Origin of the sequence: Aquisalimonas asiatica (assembly GCF_900110585.1) — a bacterium.
Taxonomy (GTDB): domain Bacteria; phylum Pseudomonadota; class Gammaproteobacteria; order Nitrococcales; family Aquisalimonadaceae; genus Aquisalimonas; species Aquisalimonas asiatica.
Map to the genome: position 1 here is coordinate 248,239 of NZ_FOEG01000001.1, position 23,667 is coordinate 271,905.

Here is a 23,667-nt window from a genome sequence, read left to right on the forward strand (position 1 = left end):
CGGATGCCGGCCCGACCGGGCGCACACGCAGGAGAACAGGTTTGTCTGCAACGCTACTGAAACTACTGGTGACCCGGCTGGGCCAGGGCGCGCTGATCATGCTGCTGGTCTCGGCCGTGATCTTCACGCTGCTGCGGGTGGTTCCGGGGGATCCGGCGCGGCTGATCGTCGGCGGTATGGCCGACGATCAGGTGCGCGCGGAACTCTCCGCCGAGCTCGGGCTGACGGACCCCATTCCGGTGCAGTACCTGACCTACCTGGGGAACGTGCTTCGGGGGGATCTGGGGCAGTCGTTCGTGCGGCCTTCGCAATCCCGCGAGGACGTCACCGACGCCGAGGATGTGGTCCGCGGGGAGCGTGCGTCGGTGGCACGTCTGCTGCTCGAGCGCCTGCCGCTCAGCCTCGGGCTGGCCGCTTCGTCGCTCCTGATCGCACTGGCCATCTCCGTGCCGTTGGGCGTGTACGCCGGGCTGAACCCCGGGCGATGGCCCGACAAGCTCGCGTTCTACACCGGGTCGATCTTCGTTTCCATACCGAACTTCTGGCTTGGCCTGGTGCTGATCCTGGTGGTCTCGGCGAACCTCGGGTGGTTGCCCGCCATCGGCTACCAGGGCATGGCCTACGCCGTGCTCCCCGCAATCGTGCTCGCGGTCGAGGTCAGCCCGGTACTGATGCGCACCATCTCCGTGTCCATGGCCGAGACCATGCAGCAGAAGTTCATCGACTACGGCGGCGTGCGCGGCCTGAGTCCGGGGCGGGTCGTTATCGCGCACGGGTTGCGGAATGCGTCGGTGCCCCTGCTGAACGTGGTGGGGATCCAGGCGAGCACGCTGCTCGGCGGGGTGGTGGTGGTGGAGTACGTCTTCAACTACCCCGGCCTGGGCCTGCTGACGATCGATGCCGTGCTGCAACGGGATTTCCCGGTGCTGCAGGGGATTGCCCTGTTCCTCGCGGGGACCTTCGTCCTGGTGAATATCGCCGTGGACATGGCTGCCGCCCTGATTGACCCGAGGCTCGAAAGCGAATGAGTACACCAATCACCTCCAGTGGCACGCCCCCGCAGGTGGAAGAACGCTCCCCGGGGAGGCGCATTCTGATCGAGGCGTGGCGTCAGCGGGAGCTGAAGATCGGCCTCGCGATCCTCGTGGTCATCCTGATCGGTGCCGTGCTCTACCCGCTGATCACGGATGCCGACGCGTACGCCATGGACGTCATGAACCGCTACGTGCCACCGCTGGGCATGGATGGCTCCAGCCTCGCGAACCCGTTCGGCACGGACCAGCTCGGCCGGGACGTGCTGGCGCGCAGTTTCATCGGGCTGGGGTACTCCCTGCTCATCGCGGTGCCCACCGTCATTCTGATGTACGGCATCGGCTGCGTGATCGGCATCCTGGCCGGGGTGCGGGGCGGTCTTGTCGATACCGTGGCGATGCGTCTCACGGATGCGCAGTTGGCTATCCCCATGATTCTCCTGGCGGTGACGGTGCTCGGGGTCGCGCGCCCCAACGTCTACCTGATCATCACCGTGCTGGCGCTTGCAGGCTGGCCGTTGTATGCCCGTGTGGCGCGTTCCGCGGCTCAGTCGGAGAAGCGACGCGAGTACATCCGAGCCGCACGCGTCCTCGGCGCCTCGGAGTGGCGGATCATCGTGACGTGCATCGCACCGGCGGTGCTCCCGCCCATTGCGTTCGTCGCGGTACTGGATATCGCCCGGATCATGATTCTCGAGTCCATCCTGGGGTTCCTGGGGCTCGGCATCCAGCCGCCGACACCGAGCTTCGGCAACATGATCGCCGACGGCCGTAAATACCTCGTCAACCACTGGTGGGTTCCGACCATGCCGGGGATTCTCCTGCTCGTGGTTCTGATCAGCATCAATATGGTGGGTGCCTCCCTGGAGCGTGCCCGTAACCGAGTCTTCAAGGGGGCGTTATGAGCCAGGCACAGCGGGCGGACGTGGTTGCCGCGGAACCAGGCAGCGCAGAACCGATCCTTGCAGTTCAGGACCTGACCGTAACAGCCGGTGAAGGCGCCGATGTGCTGCTCGACGGTGTCAGCCTCACGCTGGCGCCCGGGGAGATGCTCGGGATCGGGGGCGGCGGCGGTGCCGGCAAGACGGTGCTCTGCAAGGCGCTCATCAACTGGTTGCCAGGCGGTGTGGCCGTGCGCGAAGGGGAGGTCACCTTTCGAGGCGCGACCATTCTGACGCCCGACGGGGCGCCCACGACCGGCTTCCGCGGCGCCGGCATCGGCTACGTTGGCGCGGATGCGACCAGTGCCCTGGATCCGACCCTGCCGGTGGGTGACCAGATCATCGAGAAGCTGCGCGCCAGCGATCGTGGCCTCAGCCGCCGGGAGGCCGCGGAACGGGTGCTGACGCTGTTCCGCGAGGTGCGGCTTCCGACCACCGAGAAACGCATGAACGAGTACCCGGGGCAGTACAGCGGCGGCATGATGCAGCGGGCAATGATCGTCGATGCGCTGGTGACACGGCCCGCGGTCGTGCTGGCCGACGACATCACACAGCCGCTGGACGTCACTGTTGCGGTCCAGATCATCCACCTGCTGAAGCAGTTGTCGGCGAAGTACGGCACCGCCGTCATCTTTGCCTCCGGTTCACTCCCGCTGTTGTCCCGGGCCGTGGACCGGGTGGTGGTGCTTGATCGCGGCCGCATCATCGAGAGTGGTCCGACCGAGGCGGTGATCCGTGCGCCCGAGCATGCCCATACGCGCCATCTGCTGGATGTGATCCCGCGTGTGTGGGAGGGGCATGAGCCCGTGGCCGGCCCGCGCGCCCGCAGGGGACCGGTGCTCAGCCTTGATGATGTGCACCGGACGTACCGCGTGCGCGAGCGCGGCAGTTTCAACCGCACCCACGACGTCCGCGCAGTCCGGGGGGTCAGCCTGGATGTCTGGGAGGGGGAGAAGTTCGGCATCATCGGTGAGTCGGGCTGCGGCAAATCCACCCTGACCCGGTTGCTGACCGCGCTGGAGCAGCCGGACCAGGGGGCGATCCACCTGAACGGTCGCCGCCTGTCGACCCTGGACCCGCTGGAGGTGCGGACCATGCGCAAGGATCTGCAGCTGGTGCTGCAGGATCCGTTCAACGCGCTGCCCCCGAGGCGCACGGTCGGCGAGATCATCGAGGAGCCCCTGCGAATCCACCGTCTGGGCAACCGCGAGGCGCGCCGCGCCAAGGTGCTGTCGGTGATGGAGGAGGTGGGGCTGGCGGCGAGCTGGTTCCAGCGCCTGCCCGCGGGCATGGGAGGCGGAGAGCGTCAGCGCGTGAACGTGGCCCGCGCACTTGTGCTGGAGCCCTCCGTGCTGATCCTGGACGAGACGCTGACGGCGCTCGATGTGGTGGAGCAGAAGAAGCTGCTCGACCTGTTCGATACGCTGCAGCAGAGCCGGGCGCTGACGTACATCTTCATTTCCCACGATCTCGCCATGATTCGCAATACCTGCGACCGCATCGCGGTGATGTACCTGGGCGAGGTGGTGGAGGTCGCCGAGAACGAGCAGTTGTTCAGGCATCCGGTTCACCCGTACTCCCGGGCCCTGCTGAGTGCTGTGCCAACCATCGAGCCATCGCCGTTCGACCCGGCCGAGCACCTGCTGGACGGTGAACCGCCCAGTCCCATCGACCTGCCGAAGGGGTGTTGTTTCCGCTCCCGGTGCCCGTCGGCGATGGCGCGTTGCGCCGAGGAGGCGCCTGCCATGTACCAGGGCCGGGTGAATCAGTACGCCGCCTGTTTTCTGTGTGAAAACAGGACCACCTGAGTGCTTCGCGGTTCACGCCCGGCACTCCCGTTCCGGAAACCAGAAGGAAAACAGATAACGATGTCCAGTACGAGCGAGACACCGCGGGTGGATACGGCCCGCTTCCACGCCATGTTCGACGCGCTCAGTCAGTACGGGGCGACGGCCCGGGGCGGGCTGCACCGGCTGACGGGCAGTCCGGAAGATGGCCAGGTGCGCGACCGCTTCTGCGCCATGCTGCGCCTTGCCGGCATGGAGGTGCGCGTTGATCCCGTCGGCAACATCTTCGGCCTGTGCGAATGGACGCCCGGCGCGGACTTCCTGCTGGTGGGGTCCCACCTGGACAGCCAGCCCAACGGCGGTCGTTTCGACGGCGCCTACGGCGTCGTCGCGGGCGCGGCGGTGTGCATGAGCCTGAAGGAGGCGGTGGATGCCGGGGAGAGTGCGCCACCTCTCAACCTGGCGGTGGTGAACTGGACCAACGAGGAAGGCGCGCGTTTCCGGCCCAGCCTCACCGGGAGTTCGGTGTTCACGGGCAAGCTCGCCCTGGCGGATGCGCTGGCGCTCGTGGATGACGCCGGCATCAGCCTCGGCGAGGCGCTGGAAGCGATCGGGTACCGCGGCCGGGATCAGGGCCCCACGCCGGCCGGGTGCGTGGAACTGCACAACGAGATCGGGCGCGTCCTCGAGGACGCGGACGCCGACATCGGTGTCGTCACCCGCAACTGGGGGGCCAACAAGTATGAGCTCGTCTTCCATGGCGAGCAGGCGCACACCGGTCCCACCCCGATGGCCGAGCGGAAGGACGCGCTGGTGGCCGCTTCGATGATGATCGTCGAGGCGCGCCGGCTTGCGGATGGCTACGCCGACGATCAGCTGCGCACCTCGGTCGGGCGCGCGGTAATCGAACCCAATTCGGCCAACGTGGTGCCGTCCCGGGTCACCCTCTCTCTGGAGATCCGCTCCCCGGATCGCGCCATCCTCGACAGCCTGGACGACGCGGTTCGCGAGATCTGGGCGCAGATCCAGCGCGACACGCAGTGCGCCGTCGAGGTCGCCGCCGAGTCCCGGCGCGAGGCGCTGCCGTTCTGGCCCGCCGGTGCCGACCGGGCCGAGGCCATCGCCACGGATCTCGGCTACACCACCCGCCGGCTCGACACCGTCGCCGGCCACGACGTTGTGGCGATGATGGCAATGGTCCCCGGCGTGCTTCTGAACGTCCCGAGCTATCACGGAATCGGTCACAACGAAGACGAGTACACGTCACCGGAGCAGCTCACGCGCGGGGTTGAAGTCCTGAACGCGCTGGTCTGGGACCTGCTTCACAACGACCCTCGCGGCGCCCGCGAGTAAACCCCGGATCCGATTACCAGGGAGTGCATGACCATGCGCCATATTGGAGAAGCGACGAGCGAGACCGAGCGTTTCGTTGAGCACGCCATCGGGCAACTGCCCGACGTGGGGCCGGTGGCTGATCGCTACGAGATCGTGACCGTACCGGCCGCGTCGCCGGTGCGCCGCGCGGTGGACGCCGTGGGCGCCCTAGTGCAGTCGGCCGATGGCGACCAGTGGTTCGTCAAGGCCTACTACCCGGACATCCTCGCGATCCAGGATCTGCAGCCGGTTGCTGACGCCAGTGCCAAGGCCGGTGACCTGGGGGCCGCGCCGCGGCTGCTGGATGCGGCCACCGAAGCAGGCGTACTCGCTTTCGAGTACCTGGACGCGGACTGGCGCTGGGGGCGGATGGATGCGCTCAGTGAACGGTCGAGCCTGCAGGCGCAGATGCGGTTGCGCAAGGCGATCCACGCCGGGCCGAGGTTCGCGCGCGAGCGGGATATCTTCGAGGAGATCCGGTTTTTCACGGACCGGGCCCGGCAGACCGGGGTCCCTCTGCCGGTGGATTTCGACTGGCTGCTGGACAACATCGAATCCTTTGCCCCGCGCCTGAGCAGCGCCCGCGAAGCCTCCGTGCCCGCTCACGGTGACGGTGCGTCGTCCAACGTGATGGTCAACGGCCGCGGTGAGTTGCGGTTGATCGACTTCGACGTCGCCGGTAACGACGATCCCGCCCACGACCTGGCCGCGATGCTCGCGGAGCTGTGCCTGTTCAAGGAGGACTTCCGGGAAGGGGTCAGGGCCTGGTGCGGCACCGACGACCGCAGCCTGTTTGCCAAATGCATGCTCTACGGCATGGCCGACGATCTCCGCTGGGGCCTGTGGGGGCTGGTGCTGTTCCAGGAGTCGTCACGGCAGGACGTGGAGTTCTTCAAGTACGGCCAGTGGCGACTGCTCCGTGCCCGCATGAACATGCAGGACCGGGACTTCGAGCTCTGGTGTCGCTCGTTCTGAGCCGGCCATCACCACCAAGGGGAGCAACCATGAAGAGACAACTGGGGCAGGGTGTCACCGACCAGGAGCGGGCGCTGGAGGCAGTGATCGGGCATATTCCCGGCTGGCAGGGGCGCGAGATCCGCTACCAGCCGGTGTCCGGCGGGATTTCCAATACCAACTGGCGCGTGACCGTGGACGGCATGGCGCCGGAGTACTTCGTCAAGGTGCCCGGTCGGGGGACGGAGATGTTCGTCAACCGCGCCGCCGCCCACGATGCCAGCGTGAAAGCCGCGGACTGCGGCGTGAGTGCGCGGGTATTCCATTTCGTCGAGGAACTCGGGGTGGAGGTGTTCGAGTTCCTCGATGGCTACCGAGCATCCAGCAACGGCGACTTTCTTGACCCCGGCATCAGGCGCAACGCCGCCCGGGCCCTGCGGCGGTTCAGCACCCAGGAGCCGCTCAAGCTGACCAAGACGATCTTCGAGCAAACGGAAGAGCACCTTGAGCAGATCCGGGAGCTGGGCGGCTATACGCCGCCGGACAAGCCCTGGGTGGATCGGCAGTACCAGGCGGCGAAGGGTGCGCTGGTCGCCGCCGGCATCGATGTCGCCCCGTGCCTGAACGACAACCTGGCGGGCAACTTCATGCTCAATGCTGCCGGTGACGTCATCCTGGTGGATTTCGAGTATGCCTCCAACAACGACCCCCACTACGAGCTGGCGTTGTGGTTCGGCGAGATGTTCTTCACCCCGGATGTGGAGCACGAGATGGTGGAGGAGTACTTCGGTGAAGCGCGCGCCGAGACGCTGGCGCGCGTCTATCTGTACAAGGCGCTTGCCGACGTGAAGTGGTCCAACTGGGCCTGGGTGCAGCGGCAGGTCTCCCAGCTGGATTTCGATTTCCACAAGTACGGCGCCTGGAAGCACATGAGGGCCCGGCAGGTGATGCAGGACCCGCGGTGGGAAGAAGCGCTGCGCGCGGTTTAAGCCCTGCAATCAATGAACGTAACCATGAGGACGCCATGAGCCTGGCCCTTTTTGACCTGGATAATACATTGCTGGTTGGTGACAGCGATTACGAATGGAACCGTTTCCTGATCGATCAGGGAGCGCTTGACCCGGGCCGTTTCCGTGAAATCAACGACGACTTCATGGCCGCGTACGAGGACGGAACGCTGGATATGGAGGCATTCTGCCGGGTGATCTTCGAAGCCTTGAGCGACTACCCGCTCACGGTGCTCGAGGCGTGGCGGGAGCGGTTCGTACAGGACCGCATCCAGGACAAGGTGGCGCCGAGGGCGCCCGATCTGCTCGCCCAGCATCGTGCTCATGGCGACGATCTCGTCATGGTTACCGCAACAAACGATTTCGTGGTCAGGCCGATCGCCGATCTGCTGGGCATTGATACGGTGCTGGCAACCCGCCCGGAAGTGGTGGCCAATCATTTCACGGGGGCGCTTGTGGGGCCTGCCTGCTTCCGGGAAGGCAAGATCTGGCATGTGGAGCGGTATCTGGAGGCGCAGGGCCGGGACAGCCGCGAGGCGGCAGCGAACGCCGTGTTCTACAGCGACTCGCACAACGATCTGCCATTGATGGAGTGGGTGAGCACACCGGTGGCCGTGGACCCGGACAGCAGGCTCCGGGACTGCGCGCGGGAGCGGGGGTGGCAAGTGCTGTCATTGCGGGACCAGGAGCCGCTGGCGTTTCGTGGATGAAGGAGGGTGCCCATCGATCAGTGGGTCGGGCGTCGTCACATGGCAGGTGCCATGACGGCGTCCGGTTCCCGGGGTGGTTGCCCCCGTTTGTGGCGGTCGGCTGCACGCTTTCCGCGCAAGTCTCTGTGACTGCGCACTATTTCCGGGCAATCCTGCGACCCGTCGGGCGCGGCTGAATCCCCGGGCAACCCCCGCCCATCCCTTGAATACCCACGGCATGAGCGCGGAATTCGGGTTTCCGGCTCGCGCAGACGATGCTTGGCAAATGTCTTGCATTCCCAACGGGAAACTTAATTTCTTGCCACGCAACATTCCCGGAGGGTATGCAGCCATGAAGAAGATGACCCACTTCCCCGGCGCCTCAGAGCGCAGTTTTCCGAGTATGGGCGTGGCGGGGTGCAACGCCTGGCTTGGTGATGTGGCCGTGTCGGACGATCCGGACAAGACCATCGTCAGCGGATTCTTCCGCATGGAAAAGTCCGATACGCCGCTGGTCTACGACTACACCTACCACGAGATGAAATGCATCGTCGGCGGCCGGTTCACGATCACCGACGAGTCCGGCGAGAGCGTTCGGGCGGAAGTCGGGGATGTCTTCTACTTCCCTGCAGGCAGCCGGATCACCTTCGAGACCGATGACTTCGGTGTCGGCTTCTTCTGTGGTCAGCGCAGGGAAGGTGAGGGCTAGGCGATCGTGCCGGGCACCGTTCTGTCAGGGGGTAAACGCCATGTCCGAGACAGGTATCAAGAGTAAACCCATTTACCGGGACCTCGAGCCCGATCCGGCGGCGCAGACCCATCTCCTGGCGGGCGAGGGCGCGGGGGCCAGTGCACTGGTCAGGCTCTGCCAGGCGCTGCAGACCCAACAGGGCGGATCGGTGTCGATCGACTACACCGCGGGGCCCGGACCGGATCGGGCCGCGGATCTGCACAGCCGCCTGGCCGACGCCGTCCGCATTCATGCCGACAGAGAGGCCCTGGCAGAGGTGCTGCGTCAGGCGCTGGCCGGTGCCGGCATGAGCGTGCGGCTGTACCTCGCGGGCAGCGAACCCTTCCTGTGGACGCTGGCGCTCACGGCCCGCGACATGGGCATGCCGGATTCCGCGATCCGGATGCAGCGCTGTGGCCCCCTGGCCAGGCGGGTGCAATGCGTCCACTGCAAGACCACGGCCGACTGGGTGGAGCGGACCATCTACCAGTGTCCGGGCTGTGCGTTGCACCTGATGGTCCGTGACCACTTCTCCCCGCGGCTTGGCCTGTATCAGGGCGTCTGCGTGGACGCCGAGGAGCCGGGCGTCATCCCCCCGGCCGAGGAGTTCGAGGCATGATCACGTCCCAGCAGTCCAGCATTCCCGTCCGCGTGGCGGCGATCGACGAGCCGAGCCCCGGGGTGCGCACGTTCCGCCTTGAGCATCGCGACGGGCATGCGCTGCCCGCCTTCTCGGGGGGGAGCCATGTGGTGGTGTCCATGCGTGGCGCGGCGCGGACGTTCCGCAACCCGTACTCGCTCATGGGGCCGACCGACGATACATCCCACTACGCAATCGCGGTGCGCCGCGATGACACCGGGCGTGGCGGTTCGGTCTTCCTGCACGAGTCCGTCCGGGAGGGCGACGAGCTGGAGATCACCGCGCCCGTCAACCTGTTCCGCCTCAACGCCATGGCCAGACACCATGTGCTGATCGCGGGTGGCATTGGTGTGACGCCGATGCTCGCCCACAGCGACGAGGCCCGCCGCCAGGGGCTCTCGTACGAGGTTCACTACCAGGTTCGTGGTGTGGACACGGCACCTTTCGTCGACCGGATCCGCCGCGAAGAAGGGGGGCGTGCGCGCCTGTACGACAGCGGCGCGGGGGAGTACATCGATCCCGTCGAGGTGTTCCGGCGTCAGCCGTTGGGCACCCATGTCTATGTCTGCGGGCCGGCCGGCCTGATCCAGGCCGTGTATGACGCTGCCGCCCGGCTCGGCTGGCCGTCGGGCACCATCCACTCGGAGGCATTCACGGCGCCGCCTCCCGGCAAGGCGTTCACGCTGGTGCTCGCGCAGAGCAACATGGAGGTCGATGTTCCGGCCGACATGAGTCCGCTGGAGGCGCTCGAGGCCGCCGGGCTCGAACCCCCCTGCTCGTGCCGGGGAGGGGCGTGCGGCGTGTGTGAAACGGCGGTGATCGAGGGCGATATCGAGCACAACGACCACTTCCTGTCCGACGAGGTGAAGGTCGGAAACGCGCGGATGATGATCTGCGTGTCGCGCGGACGCAGCGATCGCGTGGTTCTGGATCTTTAACGCCCGACCGCCCGTTTGCCGCCCACCAAGGAGTACTCGCCATGTCCCAGACAACGACGGTCGCACAGCCCGAGGTCAAGCCGGTGGTGGAGACCTTTCGCGACGACTTCACCTACGCCAACAGCCCCGCGGCAATACGCCGTTTTCCGTTTCCGTTTGCCGACGATTCCTACATGTATTCGGTGAATATCGAGCCGCACAATGGCGGCCCGCCGGGTACGCCTTATGCGCCTGCTTTCGACATCGACGAGCATTACCTCTCCGAGGTCGAGGAACGTCGCAAGGTGCTCGAGGACGATCCCGGCAGGTGTCGCGTTCTGCCCCACATGATGGCGGCGCAATGGGATACGCTCGAACTCCTGATGGAATCCCTGTCCCGGGACTACCCGGCGAGCTTCGTTCTCGACCGTGATGGCAATCAGTGGACCTGGGAGAACCGGCTTCTCGGAATTCGCGATACCTTCACATTCGGTGATGCGGCAACGCTGCCAATGGAGCCGTTCGAGTACATTACCCGTCAGGTACAGGGGGATTTCACGATCCATGACCAGCGGGACGAGACCCTGTACATGGACGGCGGAATGGTCACCTGCCAGGCGGACTGGTCCCTGGAATTCGATCTCGGTATGACCTTTCATGAATGGCACGGGCCGGTGCCGCGAGCCCACGAGATGGGGGTCTTCGACCGGGCGCTCGCCTTTCTGATGAACTTGCGCGTGGGCGAGCCGGTACGCCGGCTCAACTGGACCATGACCGTGAACCCGCGCATGGATACCTCTCCGGAGAACTACCATCAGTGGGGCATTGATCGTGCCCGCGTAACGCCGGAGAACGTGGGAGACAAGGCGCACCTCCGGGTAGAGCTCCAGGCGCTCTACCGCCTGCCGCGCAGCAATGCGATCCTGTTCAGCATTCGCTGCTACCTCATCAGCATCAACGAACTCGCCACGATCCCGAAATGGGCGAAGCGGTTTCACCGCGTGCTCCGGGATCTCCCCGATGATCTGGCCGACTACAAGGGCCTGATCGGCTACCGCCCCCTGGTTCTGGCTCACCTGGCACCACTGGATGACGGGGCCGAACTCACCCCGGGCACCGCCCCTGAGTAACCGCGCCGCACCATCGTGGCACCGCTTCGCCCGGCGGTGGTGCGGCGCAACACCAAGAGGCCATCGCAAGCGCTTCCCCGGTTGGCGGTGGAGAATAAAAAAACCAATAGAATCAGTGCGATGAGTGCTTTCTTCCAATTCCCTGCGGACGTTGCCTTTCGCGGTACGGTTTTTGCTACATGGATTAACGGAAAGAAACGAAGTTTCGTTCCAGGAAACAAGCGGTTCCCTTTTTCGTCCGCACAGGAGGCAACCCCATGGAAGCTGAAGCGATAAGCGGGCTCCAATCGCAGGTGGAGTTACTTGGCTCCATCAGCATGGAGATCTATTACTGGTGGTGCACCGCGATCATGGTGCTCATTCACGCCGGGTTCCTGGCGTACGAGATGGGAGCGTCGCGGGTCAAGAACTCGCTGGCGGCGGGGGTGAAAAACATTCTCGCCCTGGCCTACGTCATCGCAGCGTTCTACTTCTTTGGCTGGTGGATTTACGGGGCTTTCCCCGGTGGCTTTACCATTGCCGAAGGTGCGTCCATCGGGGCGCCCTGGAGCGAGAGCATGGGCCCCAATATCGATGATAAGGGGACCGGTATCTTCTGGGCCGCATTCACCCTGTTCGGTGCCACCACGGCGTCGATCCTCTCGGGCGCGCTCATCGAGCGGGTGCGACTCAGTGCCTACGTGATTCTCGCGGTCATTCTCGGTGCCGGCGTCTGGATCCTGGCCGGGGCCTGGGGCTGGCATCCGGATGGGTGGATGCTGCACCAGCTCGGGTACCACGACATCGGCGCCGCGGGTGTGGTGCATACCGTGGCCGGCTTCTTCGCCCTGGGCGTACTGATCAATCTGGGGCCCCGTGTTGGCAAGTTCGGCCCCAATGGCGAGATCAATGCGATCCCGCCGCACAACCTGCCCATGTCGCTCATCGGCCTGATGCTGATCATCGTCGGTTTCTTCGGGTTCCTGGGCGGCTGCATCATCTTCAACGTGGGGGGCGACTGGACCACGATCTACGGCAATCCCACCAACCTGTCGGCGTTCGGGTTTACCACGTTGATGGGCTTCTCCGGTGGTGTGATCGGTGCCTACGCCATCAGCCGTGAGCCGTTCTGGATGATGTCCGGAGCCCTGGGGGGAATCATTTCCGTGGCCGCGGGCCTGGATGTCTACCACCCGGGTGTAGCCTTCATCGTCGCTTTCCTGGGTGGCTGCCTGATTCCCATTGCAGGGCGCATGCTGGAGAAGGCTGGCATCGATGATGCCGTGGGCGCCGTCTCGGTCCACGGTATTGCGGGCGTCTGGAGCCTGATCGCGTCCGGGATCTTTCTGCACGGCTACCCCAACGTCGGCGACCTGCCGGACGTGACCTTCGTCGGCCAGATCACGGGGGCGGTGGTGATGATCCTGGTCGGGTTCATCCCCGGATACGGAATTTCGCTGCTACTGAAGTCGGCGGGCCTGTTGCGTGTTCCCCCGGAGGTCGAGCAGATCGGTATCGACGCCGTGGAGATCCCCACGACCGCCTACCCCGAGTCCCGCAACGTGCCATCTGCAGGCGCCCGGGAGTCGTAGCAGCGAGCGTATGGCCGCGGCCGCCGGGGTGCCCGGCGGCCCGGTTTCTCAAGGCAGCGCATGGAGGTACATCATGAACCCAAGCACATTCTCCACCTGGGACGGCGCCGGCGCCGTGTTCACGTTTGGCCCCGATTCCGTCGGTATGTGGCTGTTCCTGCTCCTGGCCATGGGCGTTGGCATTGGTGTCATCGTTCGCATGATCATTCACGAGAACAGGACGTTCCGGTCGCTTGATCCGGATCTCATCCAGGACGGCGGGTTGAAAGGCGTCAACATCTGACACGCGTTTCATGACGAGTCCGGCGGGTCGTCCGCTCTGGTTGCGGTCGGCCCGCCTTTTCACGGCCGGCGGACGCGGTGGCCGCGCCGACGGAATCAGCACCCTCAACGCGGCGTCACGCCGCAGGTTGGAGTACCGAATCATGGCAACGACCGATGGTCCCGCAACAGATACGACACGGAACACGGGTGCCGGCTCCTGTCACCCCCTGGATCCCCTTGGCCCGCAGGAGATTCGGGCCGCGGCGGCGTTGTTGCGCGATGCGCTCGGACCGGATCCACTGCGTTTCGAGCGCCTGGTGCTGGAAGAGCCCGACAAGGCAACGGTGCAGGGGTGGACACCAGGCCAGTCCGTGGATCGTCAGGTGCGCTTCGTGGTCTCCAGGCCGGGGAGCATCGGCGTCACCCTCGGGATTCTCTCCCTGAGCGAGCATCGCATTCTGTTCCGGGAGTACCTGCCGGAGGCGCGCCCCATGATCATGCTGGAGGAGTTCATGGGAGTGGAGGACGCGGTCAAGGCCGACGCCGCGTTTGTTGAGGCGTGTCGGCGCCGCGGCATCGAGGACATGTCACTGGTATGCGTTGACCCCTGGTCCGCCGGCAACTTCGATATCCCCGGGGAAGCGGGGCGGCGCCTGTCGCATACCTTCGCCTGGGTACGGAATCACCCTCGCGACAACTTCTATGCGCATCCCATCGAGGGCGTGAATGCCGTGGTGGACGTCGACACCATGGAAGTGATCCGGGTCGACGACCACTATGCCGACCGTGAGCCTGTGCCCGTGCCCCGCGGCGAATCCAACTACGAGGCCGATCTGGTGGGCGCTACCCGCACTGGCATCAAGCCCCTGGACGTGGTCCAGAGCGACGGCCCCAGCTTTACCGTTGAGGGGAACCTGTTGCGCTGGCAGGGGTGGGATGTCCGCATCGGTTTCAATGCCCGCGAGGGCCTTACCCTGCATACCCTGGGGTATACCGAGGATGGTGGCGAGCGCCGTTCGGTGCTCTACCGCGCCTCGCTGGCGGAAATGGTGGTGCCCTACGGCAGCCCGGAACCGGGGCACCGGCGCAAGAATGTGTTCGACATCGGTGAGTACGGACTGGGCAAGCTGGCCAACTCCCTCACACTTGGCTGCGATTGCCTCGGCGCCATCCGTTACCTGGACGCCTACGTCAACGGTATCGATGGCGAGCCCATGGAGATCAAGAACGCCATTTGCATCCACGAGGAAGACACCGGCATTGCCTGGAAACACTGGGATTTTCGCACCGACCATACGGAGGTGCGGCGGCTGCGCCGGCTGGTGATCTCCTCGATCTCCACCGTCGGCAACTACGAGTACGCCTCCTACTGGTACCTCTACCAGACTGGCATGGTCGAGTTCGAGATGAAGGCGACCGGCATTATCAACACCGTGGCCTGTGAGCCGGGCAAGCCCTCAATGTACGCCAACGAAGTCGCCCCCGGAGTCGCCGGGCAGATCCACCAGCACCTGTTCTGCGCCCGTCTGGACATGGAAGTGGACGGCCCGGAGAACACGGTGGTGGAGTACAACACTACCGCTCCGCCCCCCGGCCCCGACAACCCCACCGGCAACGCCTTCTACGAGCAGGCAACGCCGCTGGTCTCGGAGCAGCGGGCGCAACGGCGCAGCAACGCCGAGACCATGCGCTACTGGAAGGTGGTCAATCGCAAGCGGCACAACGGCGTGGGTCAGCCCACGGCCTTCAAGCTGGAACCCACGGACACGGTAACGCCCTTCACCCACCCGGAGTCACCCTCCGGCCAGCGCGGCGGCTTCATCCAGAATCACCTCTGGGTCACACCCTTCCACAGGGACGAGCGCTATCCCGCGGGTGAATTCGTCAATCACTCGGGGCCGGGCCAGGGGCTGCCAGCCTGGACCGCGGCGGACCGCTCGGTTGAAGACACCGATGTGGTTCTGTGGCACGTGTTCGGTCTGCATCACCCGGTGCGTCCGGAGGACTACCCGGTGCAGCCCTGCGTGACCTGTGGGTTCCGATTGATGCCGTCCGGGTTCTTCGACCATAACCCCGCCATCAACCTGCCGGCGGGCAAGAACCAGGGGAGCTGCTGTGTGTAGGGAGTGGCCGGGGGCTGGCACGACCGCGCGGTGTTTCACTTCCTCACCGACGCCGGTGGGTGATCAGCCTGCCTGCACACGCTTTTCATACCGTGTCGCGTCCCGCGAGTACTGGCCGGAGAGTGCAAAGCCGGTGAGCCGGCCATTGGAGTGGTGCTCCATGACGGTTCCGTGCTCGCCGGCCTCCACTTCGCGCCATTCCCCGTGGGTTTCCGGTGGCCACACGGCCAGCGGCCAGCAGGGTGTCTTGATCACAATGGTGCCGGCCTCGGCCGTGTAGTCCGTGGTGTCACCGGCGATGTTGGCGGCGACCACGCGCGCCTGCTCCCGCAGCGGGCGCACGTAGGGCAGGAGCCTGCCGTCGTGTTCCGAGCAGTCGCCCAGGGCGTAGATGGCCGGGTCCGACGTCTGTAACTGGCCGTCGACCCGTATGCCGCTGCCCACTTCCAGCCCCGACTGCAGTGCCAACTCCACGTTGGGCTTCAGGCCGAGGGCGCTCAGTGCCACGTCGGCCGTGACCGTCTCGCCGTTGCCGAGGTGGGCGAGAAGGCGTTCGGTGCCGGTGTCGCGGTCGATGCGCTCCAGCGAGGTGCGCGGGATGAAGCGGATGCCGCGTCGTCGGAGGGCGGCGTCCAGCTCGCCGCTGAGGCGTTCGGGCAACAGCCGGTGCAGGAGCCGGTCGGCCTGGTCCACCAGCGTGACGGTGTGGCCGGCGGCGGAGAGGTCGTCGGCAAACTCGCAGCCGATCAGGCCCGCCCCCAGGATCAGCACCCGGGCGGCTGCGCCGTCACCATCAATGCGCTCGCGCAGGCGCTGGTAGCTTTTCAGATCGTTCACCTGCAGCACATCGCCGCTTGCCGATCCGGCCAGGTGGGGCTGCGGTTGCGATGCACCCGGGGCGAGAATGAGGTGCGCGTACGGCACGCCGCCGCGGGGCGTGATCACGCGCTGGCGGGCGCGGTCGATCTCCAGCACCCGGGTGCGTGCCATGAGCGCGACGTTCCACTTGGCTGCCGCGTCGTCACCGGACTGGATCACCAGCGCGTCGGGGCGCTGGCCTTTCGCCGCCGCCGCGGACAGCTGCGGCTTCGGGTAGACGTCCGCATTGCAGCGCGAGATCATCGCGATCGGCCGGCTGGAGCCAGTAGCCCGGAGGGCCTCCACCACGGCCCACGCCGCCATGCCGCCGCCGATGATCACGATCTGGTCCGGGTGGCCGAAGTCGTGATGGGCGGGTTGCCGTGCCGGGGCGGTGTCGGCCGCCTCGGCGCCGGTGTCATCAATGAGCTCGAAGTCGGCCTTGGTGACGCCGCAGTCCGGGCACTCCCAGTCGTCGGGGATGTCTTCGTAGCGGGTGCCGGGCGGCAGCCCGCCATCCGGGTCGCCTTCCGCCTCGTCGTAGATGAATCCACAAACCCGGCACAGGTAGCGTCGGTACGGAGTCGTCATGGCCTTTGGCTCTCCTGTTGATGGGTGTCAGTGGGCACCGAGGCGTTCCAGTTCCTTGCGCAGGTGCTTGATCGCCGGGGTGACGATCGCCACGAAGTAGGACTCCCGCAGCTTGCGTTGCCCGGGCGCGTTGGCCAGGTAGCCGCGGGCGCCGGCGTGCAGCATGGCGGCCTGGGATGCGCGCAGGGAAAGCTCGGATGCCGTGTGGCGCAGCTGCAGGACGTCGGCGAAGAGTTCATCGGACGGATCACCGATCTCGCGGCCCAGGGCGCGCGTGGCGCTGCGCGCGTCGTCCAGCGCGTCGGTGAGCGTCGCGGGCTGATCGTCCAGGTAGCGGTTCACGTGGGCGTGGGTGGCCGCCATCTCCTGCATGATGTCGATGCAGCCCTGGACCACACCGAGCCCCATGCCCATCTGCAGCAGCACGAACCCGGAGCGGATGCGGGGGATGAACCCGCTGATGTCGTGGGTGATCACGTGGGCGTCCGGGATGAACGCATCGCGGAAGTGGCAGGCGTAGGTGCCGCTGCCCTCCAGCGCCGTGAACTCGGCGCACTGCTGCAGGGCGAAGCCAGGCTGGTCACAGAACGTCACGGCCATGACCTTCCGGTCGCTGTCCTCGACCTGGAAGATCGCCGCGAACGCGTGTTCGGCCGCCAGGTTGGACACCCAGGGCAGGGTGCCGTTGGCGATGTAGCCACCCTCCACGGGGCGGACGCGGATCTTCAGCGCCTCGATGTCGGCCAGGTGCTTCATGCCGTTGGAGAGGCCGGTGCCACCAAGCAATTCGCCGCTGGCGATGCGGGGCAGCAGGGTCTGTCTCGCTTCGGGGTTGTCGGCGTTCTCCAGGTACCACGCCAGGGCGTCCTGGCACCAGACGCAGAAGCCCGTGGACATGCACTCGCGGGAGACGGTCTCCATGAGGCTGATGGCACGTGGGAAGTCGTGGGAGGCGCCGTTCCGGTGTGAAGGGATGTGCTGGCTGTAGCCGCCCAGCGCGCCGAACGCGTGCATGAAGCCCGACGGATAGACACCTTGCCGGTCGATCGCGACCGTTTGCGGCGCCAGTTGATCCCGGACGAGCTCCGCGATCCCGCTTTCAAGCGCGTGATCGGCGTCCATGCCGGGTGCAGGCGCCGGCGTGTGGGGGAATGGTTGTGCGGTAGCCGCCATGGGAACCTCCGGCGTATCTGACGGGGGATGGGCGCGCGGCGACGCGCTGTGCACCGCCGCGCCGGCTGGCCGGTCTCAGGCCAGGCTCATGGTGGTCGGGACCGGGTTGCGCATGGTGTTCGCCACCGGTGACCACTTGTCGGCCCAGGCAACCAGCTCCTCGAGTTCTTCGCGGGAGCAGTCGGCGTCGATGTCGAACGTTGCACGGATCTCCGTGAATCCCAGGCGTTTCTCGCCGGTGTCGCCGACACCCCAGACGCTGGAGATGTTGATGTCGCCTTCCAGGTCGCATTCAAGCTTGTAGACCTTGATGCCCTGGTAGGTGGCGTTGGCGTGGATGCCAACCAGCAGACAGGAGGCGAGGGCGGCCAGAGCGGCTTCCGACGGGTTTGGTGCGTTGTTCTCGCCGAGCAGGGTCGGCGGCTCATCGATCAGGTGGCCGTCCAGATCCCGGCAATAGGTCATCATGCGAAAGATGCCTTCGCACTCCGTGTGGGACTTCAGCGTGTTGACCTTGGTGGGGTCCATCTTCGCCTTCGCGCCCAGGGCCTTCAGCCCCTCCAGATCGATCGGGCGTAACGGCTGCTTGGTGTTTGCTGCGGCGTCGCTCATCGCGTCCTCCTGGGTGTTTGCGTCATGAGAGTTCGACGGGCTCGTTGCAGCAGCCGTGCCAGTCGCATCGGCACCCGGAAGGGCGGCGACAAAAGGTTAATAAAACCGGTGAAATACGGATTGTTTCTAATGTGGTTTGATCCTTTTTCGGAGGGGGCGGAACGAGAGGGGACAATGTGGCCAATGTCGACATTGTCGGCTTTGTCCGGCCTGTTCAGCCGGCGCCCGGCGTGGCCGAAATCCGGCTCAGGCCCCGGCATTCGCTGCAGTGCCGCACGCTGGCACAGCGATTGCTGCAGCGGTGGTGACAACCTGACCGTCCCGCCACCGCGAGGAAGTGTTCAATGAAAAGTCTTGGTGACCCCTACAGTCCTCACTCCGATCTGCGCCACGGGGCCGACTGCTCCTGTGACAGCTGCTCGCCGGCCGCCACGGCCGGCGCGGACGACACACGGCCGGCCACGCGCGAGGACATCGTCGATCGCGCCGTGGAAAACACCCTGGTACGCGCGCTGTTCGGTGGCAACGACATCAGTCGTCGCCGCTTCATGGCCGCAGTCGGCCGGGGCACCGCAATGGCTGCCGTGGCGTCCGCCTTTCCCATGGGGGCGCTGAAGTCTGCGCTTGCTGACGACCTGGGGCCACTGGAGCAAACGGAGATGACCATCCCGTTCCTGCCCATCACCTGCGCGACGCCCATCATCATGGGGGACGCCATGGGCTTCTATGAGCGCTACGGGCTGGACGTGAACCTGGAACGCGTGGCCGGCTGGCCCGTGGTGCGGGATCGCATGGACGCAGGCGAGTTCAACGCCGCGCACATGCTGGCACCCATGCCCCTGTCCATCCGTATGGGCGTTGGCGCGAGCCGGTTGCCCGTGACCATGCCTGCCGTGGAGAACATCAACGGCAATGCCATCACCCTGGCCAACAAGCACAAGGACAAGATGGATCCGAAGGACTGGAAAGGCTTCACTTTCGCCATTCCGTTCGATTACTCCATGCACAATTTCCTGCTCCGGTATCTGCTCGCCGAGCACGGGCTGGACCCGGATCGCGACGTCAGCCTCCGGGTGATGCCGCCGCCCGAGATGGTGGCCAACCTGCAGGCCGGGAACATCGACGGCTACATCGTGGCCGAGCCTTTCAACCAGCGCGCCGTGTGGGAGGGGGCCGGCTTCATCCACACCCAGACCAAGGATATCTGGAGCGGTCACCCCTGTTGTGCCTTCGTGGTCCGGGAGGACTGGGTCGATGCGCACCCGAACACGTTTGGCGCGCTGTTCCGCGCTATCGTGGATGCGACGCAGTTCAGCTCGGAGGCGGACAATCGCAAGGAGATCGCGGAGGCCATCGCGCCGCGCCAGTATCTCAATCAGCCGGTGCCCGTGATGGAGCAGATACTGGTCGGGCGGTATGCGGACGGACTCGGCGAGATCAGGGACATGCCGGACCGGATCGATTTCGACCCCTTTCCCTGGCAGTCCATGGCGGTATGGATGCTCACGCAGATGAAGCGCTGGGGATATATTGACGGGGATGTAAACTACCATCAGATCGCCGAAGAGGTGTTCCAGGCAACCGAGTGCCGGGAGGTCATGGAAGAGCTCGGTTACAACGCCCCCGAAGAGAACTACCGGATCCACGACATCATGGGCAAGGAGTTCGACCCGCGCGATCCGGAGGGCTACTTGGAGAGCTTCGAGGTACGCGCTTGACCGAACGCATGTGCACATGACGACCGATAGCGAGCTTCCCGGCGAGTCGCTGGTTCTGCTGGAAACGGCTCAGTTGCTGGGCCGTTCCCTGCAGCCCGAAGCCACGGTCCCCGCCGTGCTGCGCCTGCTCTCGGAGCTGGTCGGCCTGAACCGGGGCCGCGTGGTGCTGCCCGACGACGACGGTCAGCACCTGCGTATCCGCTACTCATACGGCTTGCGCCCGCATGAGCGCGACCGGGGCGTGTATCGCCTCGGCGAGGGGATTACCGGTGACGTGATGCGCACCGGCCGGGTCTGCGTGGTTCAGGATGTGGATGCGGAGCCGCAGCACCTCTTCCGGGCGGTGGACCGGGCAACGCTGCCGGACGAGACGGTATCGTTCATCGCCGTGCCGATCCTGGTGGATGCCATGCCCATCGGCGTGCTGGGGTGCCACCGGCTGCGCGCGCGGTCGCGCGGATTTCAGGCCGATATCCAGTTGCTGCGGATTGTGGCCGCAATGCTTGGCCAGACCCTGCGCATCCGGTCGCTGATGGATCAGCGCACGGCGTGGCTCGAGGATCAGAATGAGGCCCTGCGCGAAGCGCTTGCCAGACAACAGCAGTATCAGGGCATTCTCGGAGACAGCCCGCAGTTGCGTTCCGTGCTCGACGAGGCAGGCCGTGTGGCAGACAACGATGTCACTGTCATGCTGCTCGGGGAGTCGGGGACGGGCAAGGAGCGGTTTGCCCGCTATATCCACGAGCAGGGCCCGCGGGCGCCGGGACCCTTTATCTGCATCAACTGCAGCGCCATTCCCGCGACCCTGCTGGAGGCCGAGATCTTCGGCCATGAGCGCGGCGCCTTCACGGGTGCCGTGCGGAACCGCCCCGGCAAGGCGGAGCTGGCCGATGGCGGGACGCTGTTCCTGGATGAGATCGGCGATATGGATGTGGACCTGCAGGCAAAGCTGCTGCGCCTGATCCAGGAGCGCAAGGTGCAGCGGGTCGGCGGAGATCGCGACATTTCCGTGGACATCCGCATCATCACGGCAACCCATCGCAATCTCCAGGAAGCCGTGAATCTCGGGCAGTTTCGCCTGGATCTGTTCTATCGTCTCAACGTGGTACCGATTCGCCTGCCCCCGTTGCGGGAGCGGACCGGTGACGTCGTGCAGCTCGCCAGGCATTTTCTCGACGACTTCAATGCCAGGCATCACCGCGATGTCACCCTCGGTCCGGGCGTTCTGGCGCGGCTGCAGAGCTATCCATGGCCCGGGAACATCCGGCAGCTCGAGAATCTCATGGAGCGGGCGGTGATCACTGCGCGCGGTACCACGATCACCGCGGCGGAAATCGAACACATCCTGAACGACGAGTCCGCGGTCAGCGGGCCCGTGCACGTCCCTCCGGATGCCGCTACGGCACGGCAGCAGAACGTTGGGGGTGATGCGGAACCTGCAGACTCAGCGGTGTTCGGCCGGCCTTATCAACGGGTGGACCCTGCGGAGGCCGACCAGCTCCGCTCGGCTCTTGCGCGAAGCCGTGGCAACAAGACCCGGGCCGCGCAGATGCTCGGCTTGAGTGTACGACAGTTCCGTTACCGCCTGACGAAACTGGGCCTGGACTGACCGGGCACCGCCCCTCCGTGTCGAATCACGCCTTCCCCGTGCGACCACTCCATGAAATCCGTGTGATCGTTGAGAGGAGAGTGTCGCAATGCGCTACATGATCATCGTGAAAGGGGACGACCGGATCGAGTCGGGGGATATGCCCGATCCGGACGGAGTCAACGCCATGGCCGAGTTCCACGAGGAGCTGGAACGCGCCGGGGTGCTGGTGGATGCGTCCGGCCTGCGGCCGTCATCCGACGGGTTCCGCGTGCGTTACGGGGGCAGCGACCGCAGCGTCGTGGATGGCCCGTTCGCCGAGACCAAAGAGCTGGTTGCAGGCTACACCATCATCCGCGTCGGCTCTCGCCAGGAGGCCGTGGACTGGGCCCTGCGTTTCCCCAATCCCCGCGGCGAAGGGCAGGCGGCGGAAATCGAGGTGCGCCGCATGTTCGAGCTGGACGACTTCGAGCCCTCCGAGGGTGTGGAGCGGTTCCGGAAGCTGGGAGTGGGCGGGGAGTGAGCCCCTGCCGTTGCAGGTCGGGTAGGGCGGTATTGACCTCAATATAACTTGAGGTATTACCGTTCAATGGAACGTCGAATGCTCAGCGTAAACGGAGGATACGCCATGCCCGCCGCCGCACTGCCCGACTTGCCTGATCTGTCCGCCCGCTGGGAGACGGACGCCCTGGACCTGGACGCCTACCTGCGGCGTATCCAGTACGACGGGCCTCGTGTCCCGAGCCTCGCGGTGTTGCGCGAACTCCAGCGGGCGCACCTGCAGGCCATCCCCTTCGAGAACCTGGATGTGATGGCCGGTATCGAGGTCCGCCTGGACATGGATAGCCTGCAGGACAAGCTCGTCCGGCGCGGCCGGGGAGGTTACTGCCACGAGCACAACATCCTGTTCGCCACGGTGCTCTCTCGCCTCGGGTTCGAGGTGGCGGGGCGCAATGCGCGGATACTGATGGGGGATGACGAACGCCGGTTGACCCCCCTGGGCCATACCATGCTGGCCGTGTTCGTGGAGGGCAGGGCGTGGCACGTGGATGTCGGCGTAGGGAACATCGGGCCCCGGGAGCCGATGCCGCTCGAAGACGGCGTGCAGGTGGATCACGATGGCTGGCGCTATCGGATTGACCGGGGACCGGGCGGGCGCTGGGTGCTGCGCCACCTCCGCGATGACGGATGGTTCAATGTGTACCAGTTCACGGACGAGACCTACTACCGGGTGGATTACGGGGAGCAGAACTTTCTGGTCATGTATCACCCGGATTCGCCCTTCCATAAGCAGATCATCGTGCAGTACAACGGCGCAGAGAGCCGTTATGCTCTCACCGGGAGGCAGCTGAAGACGTGGCGGCCGGGCAGGGACGTCGAGCAGCGCGAGATCAGCGATTCGGCGTTCCCGAGCGTCCTTGAGCAGGTGTTCGGCCTGGAGATCGACAGTGCTCAGCTTGGTGCGTTGCTCAAGCGCCTCGACGAACCAGAGAACCCGAAATCACAGGGAGAAGGAGACCATGGACCAACGGATGAGCGTGATCACGCTGGGAGTCAGTGATCTGGCGCAGGCGCAGGCGTTCTACGAAACCGGCCTCGGCTGGACGCTGGGGGCGGCGGAAGAGGATATCCGGTTCTTCGAGCTCAACGGCCTGATCCTCGCGCTGTACCCGCGCGAGGCGCTTGCCGCCGATGCCGGCGTGCCCGCCGAGGGCTCCGGGTTCTCCGGAGTCGCGCTGGCCTACAACGCCCGCAGCCGCGACGAGGTGGACCGGGTGCTTGCTCTGGCAGAAGGCGCCGGCGGCCGGCTGGTCAAGGCCGCGCAGGAGGTGTTCTGGGGCGGCTATTCAGGCTACATGGCCGACCCCGACGGCCACCTCTGGGAGGTGGCACACAACCCGTTCTGGTCCATCGATGGCCAGGGGAATGTGTCACTGACGCCGCCGGCGAGCGAATCATGAGTTCGGCG

General features: G+C 65.7%; 22 protein-coding genes. 19 read left to right on the forward strand and 3 right to left on the reverse strand.

Annotated elements, in window-relative coordinates:
* The first annotated feature begins 41 nt into the window (after positions 1-41).
* The 14 genes from BMZ02_RS01215 (at position 42) to BMZ02_RS01280 (ending at position 15,158) form a co-directional block, all read left to right on the forward strand.
* Complete coding sequence (locus BMZ02_RS01215; RefSeq protein WP_216110650.1) at positions 42-1,028, forward strand: ABC transporter permease; 987 nt, start codon at positions 42-44, stop codon at positions 1,026-1,028.
* Positions 1,025-1,936 carry an ABC transporter permease gene (locus BMZ02_RS01220; RefSeq protein ID WP_091639215.1) on the forward strand — a complete coding sequence of 304 codons (912 nt, stop codon included), beginning with the start codon at positions 1,025-1,027 and terminating at the stop codon, positions 1,934-1,936. Before BMZ02_RS01215 ends, BMZ02_RS01220 begins: the two co-directional genes overlap by 4 nt.
* Entirely contained in the window at positions 1,933-3,780 is a 1,848-nt protein-coding gene (locus BMZ02_RS01225) for an ABC transporter ATP-binding protein (protein WP_091639217.1), read from the forward strand. The genes BMZ02_RS01220 and BMZ02_RS01225 overlap by 4 nt, the downstream gene beginning before the upstream one ends.
* A gap of 60 nt (positions 3,781-3,840) precedes the next feature.
* Positions 3,841-5,112: a Zn-dependent hydrolase gene (locus tag BMZ02_RS01230; RefSeq protein ID WP_091639219.1), complete on the forward strand. Its 1,272-nt coding sequence runs from the start codon at positions 3,841-3,843 to the stop codon at positions 5,110-5,112.
* A 33-nt stretch (positions 5,113-5,145) separates the two neighbouring features.
* Positions 5,146-6,108, forward strand: a complete 963-nt coding sequence (locus BMZ02_RS01235; RefSeq protein WP_171909758.1) for a phosphotransferase family protein — start codon at positions 5,146-5,148, stop codon at positions 6,106-6,108.
* A 29-nt stretch (positions 6,109-6,137) separates the two neighbouring features.
* On the forward strand, positions 6,138-7,076 hold the full coding sequence (locus BMZ02_RS01240; protein ID WP_091639223.1) for a choline kinase family protein: 939 nt from the start codon (positions 6,138-6,140) through the stop codon (positions 7,074-7,076).
* Positions 7,077-7,111: 35 nt separating this feature from the next.
* On the forward strand, positions 7,112-7,804 hold the full coding sequence (locus tag BMZ02_RS01245) for an HAD family hydrolase (protein ID WP_091639225.1): 693 nt from the start codon (positions 7,112-7,114) through the stop codon (positions 7,802-7,804).
* Between the two features lie 331 nt (positions 7,805-8,135).
* Positions 8,136-8,492, forward strand: a complete 357-nt coding sequence (locus BMZ02_RS01250) for a cupin domain-containing protein (RefSeq protein WP_216110652.1) — start codon at positions 8,136-8,138, stop codon at positions 8,490-8,492.
* A gap of 40 nt (positions 8,493-8,532) precedes the next feature.
* Positions 8,533-9,132, forward strand: a complete 600-nt coding sequence (locus BMZ02_RS01255; protein ID WP_091639228.1) for a dimethylamine monooxygenase subunit DmmA family protein — start codon at positions 8,533-8,535, stop codon at positions 9,130-9,132.
* Complete coding sequence (locus tag BMZ02_RS01260) at positions 9,129-10,091, forward strand: PDR/VanB family oxidoreductase (protein ID WP_091639230.1); 963 nt, start codon at positions 9,129-9,131, stop codon at positions 10,089-10,091. The genes BMZ02_RS01255 and BMZ02_RS01260 overlap by 4 nt, the downstream gene beginning before the upstream one ends.
* A gap of 41 nt (positions 10,092-10,132) precedes the next feature.
* On the forward strand, positions 10,133-11,200 hold the full coding sequence (locus BMZ02_RS01265; RefSeq protein ID WP_091639232.1) for a heme-dependent oxidative N-demethylase family protein: 1,068 nt from the start codon (positions 10,133-10,135) through the stop codon (positions 11,198-11,200).
* A gap of 257 nt (positions 11,201-11,457) precedes the next feature.
* Positions 11,458-12,771, forward strand: coding sequence for an ammonium transporter (locus BMZ02_RS01270; RefSeq protein WP_091639234.1), 1,314 nt, complete (start codon positions 11,458-11,460; stop codon positions 12,769-12,771).
* Between the two features lie 73 nt (positions 12,772-12,844).
* Complete coding sequence (locus BMZ02_RS01275; RefSeq protein ID WP_091639236.1) at positions 12,845-13,054, forward strand: hypothetical protein; 210 nt, start codon at positions 12,845-12,847, stop codon at positions 13,052-13,054.
* A gap of 142 nt (positions 13,055-13,196) precedes the next feature.
* Positions 13,197-15,158: a primary-amine oxidase gene (locus BMZ02_RS01280; protein ID WP_091639238.1), complete on the forward strand. Its 1,962-nt coding sequence runs from the start codon at positions 13,197-13,199 to the stop codon at positions 15,156-15,158.
* 63 nt (positions 15,159-15,221) lie between these two features.
* On the opposite strand, the gene BMZ02_RS01285 is transcribed toward BMZ02_RS01280, so the two are convergent.
* The 3 genes from BMZ02_RS01285 to BMZ02_RS01295 all read right to left on the reverse strand — a co-directional run bounded on the left by BMZ02_RS01285 (position 15,222) and on the right by BMZ02_RS01295 (position 18,392).
* On the reverse strand, positions 15,222-16,607 hold the full coding sequence (locus BMZ02_RS01285) for an FAD-dependent oxidoreductase (protein WP_091639240.1): 1,386 nt from the start codon (positions 16,605-16,607) through the stop codon (positions 15,222-15,224).
* Positions 16,608-16,634: 27 nt separating this feature from the next.
* On the reverse strand, positions 16,635-17,780 hold the full coding sequence (locus BMZ02_RS01290; protein ID WP_091639241.1) for an acyl-CoA dehydrogenase family protein: 1,146 nt from the start codon (positions 17,778-17,780) through the stop codon (positions 16,635-16,637).
* A gap of 75 nt (positions 17,781-17,855) precedes the next feature.
* Complete coding sequence (locus tag BMZ02_RS01295) at positions 17,856-18,392, reverse strand: OsmC family protein (protein ID WP_091639243.1); 537 nt, start codon at positions 18,390-18,392, stop codon at positions 17,856-17,858.
* Positions 18,393-18,736: 344 nt separating this feature from the next.
* Here BMZ02_RS01295 and BMZ02_RS01300 point away from each other — a divergent pair, with 344 nt between their 5' ends.
* The 5 genes from BMZ02_RS01300 (at position 18,737) to BMZ02_RS01320 (ending at position 23,659) form a co-directional block, all read left to right on the forward strand.
* Positions 18,737-20,110 (forward strand): CmpA/NrtA family ABC transporter substrate-binding protein, encoded by a 1,374-nt coding sequence (locus BMZ02_RS01300; protein WP_091639245.1) that lies wholly within the window; start codon positions 18,737-18,739, stop codon positions 20,108-20,110.
* 16 nt (positions 20,111-20,126) lie between these two features.
* Positions 20,127-21,719 (forward strand): sigma-54-dependent Fis family transcriptional regulator, encoded by a 1,593-nt coding sequence (locus BMZ02_RS01305; RefSeq protein WP_091639246.1) that lies wholly within the window; start codon positions 20,127-20,129, stop codon positions 21,717-21,719.
* Positions 21,720-21,807: 88 nt separating this feature from the next.
* Complete coding sequence (locus BMZ02_RS01310; RefSeq protein WP_091639248.1) at positions 21,808-22,221, forward strand: YciI family protein; 414 nt, start codon at positions 21,808-21,810, stop codon at positions 22,219-22,221.
* Positions 22,222-22,326: 105 nt separating this feature from the next.
* Positions 22,327-23,259 carry an arylamine N-acetyltransferase family protein gene (locus BMZ02_RS01315; protein WP_091639249.1) on the forward strand — a complete coding sequence of 311 codons (933 nt, stop codon included), beginning with the start codon at positions 22,327-22,329 and terminating at the stop codon, positions 23,257-23,259.
* Positions 23,219-23,659, forward strand: a complete 441-nt coding sequence (locus BMZ02_RS01320; RefSeq protein WP_091639251.1) for a VOC family protein — start codon at positions 23,219-23,221, stop codon at positions 23,657-23,659. Before BMZ02_RS01315 ends, BMZ02_RS01320 begins: the two co-directional genes overlap by 41 nt.
* Positions 23,660-23,667 lie beyond the last annotated feature (8 nt).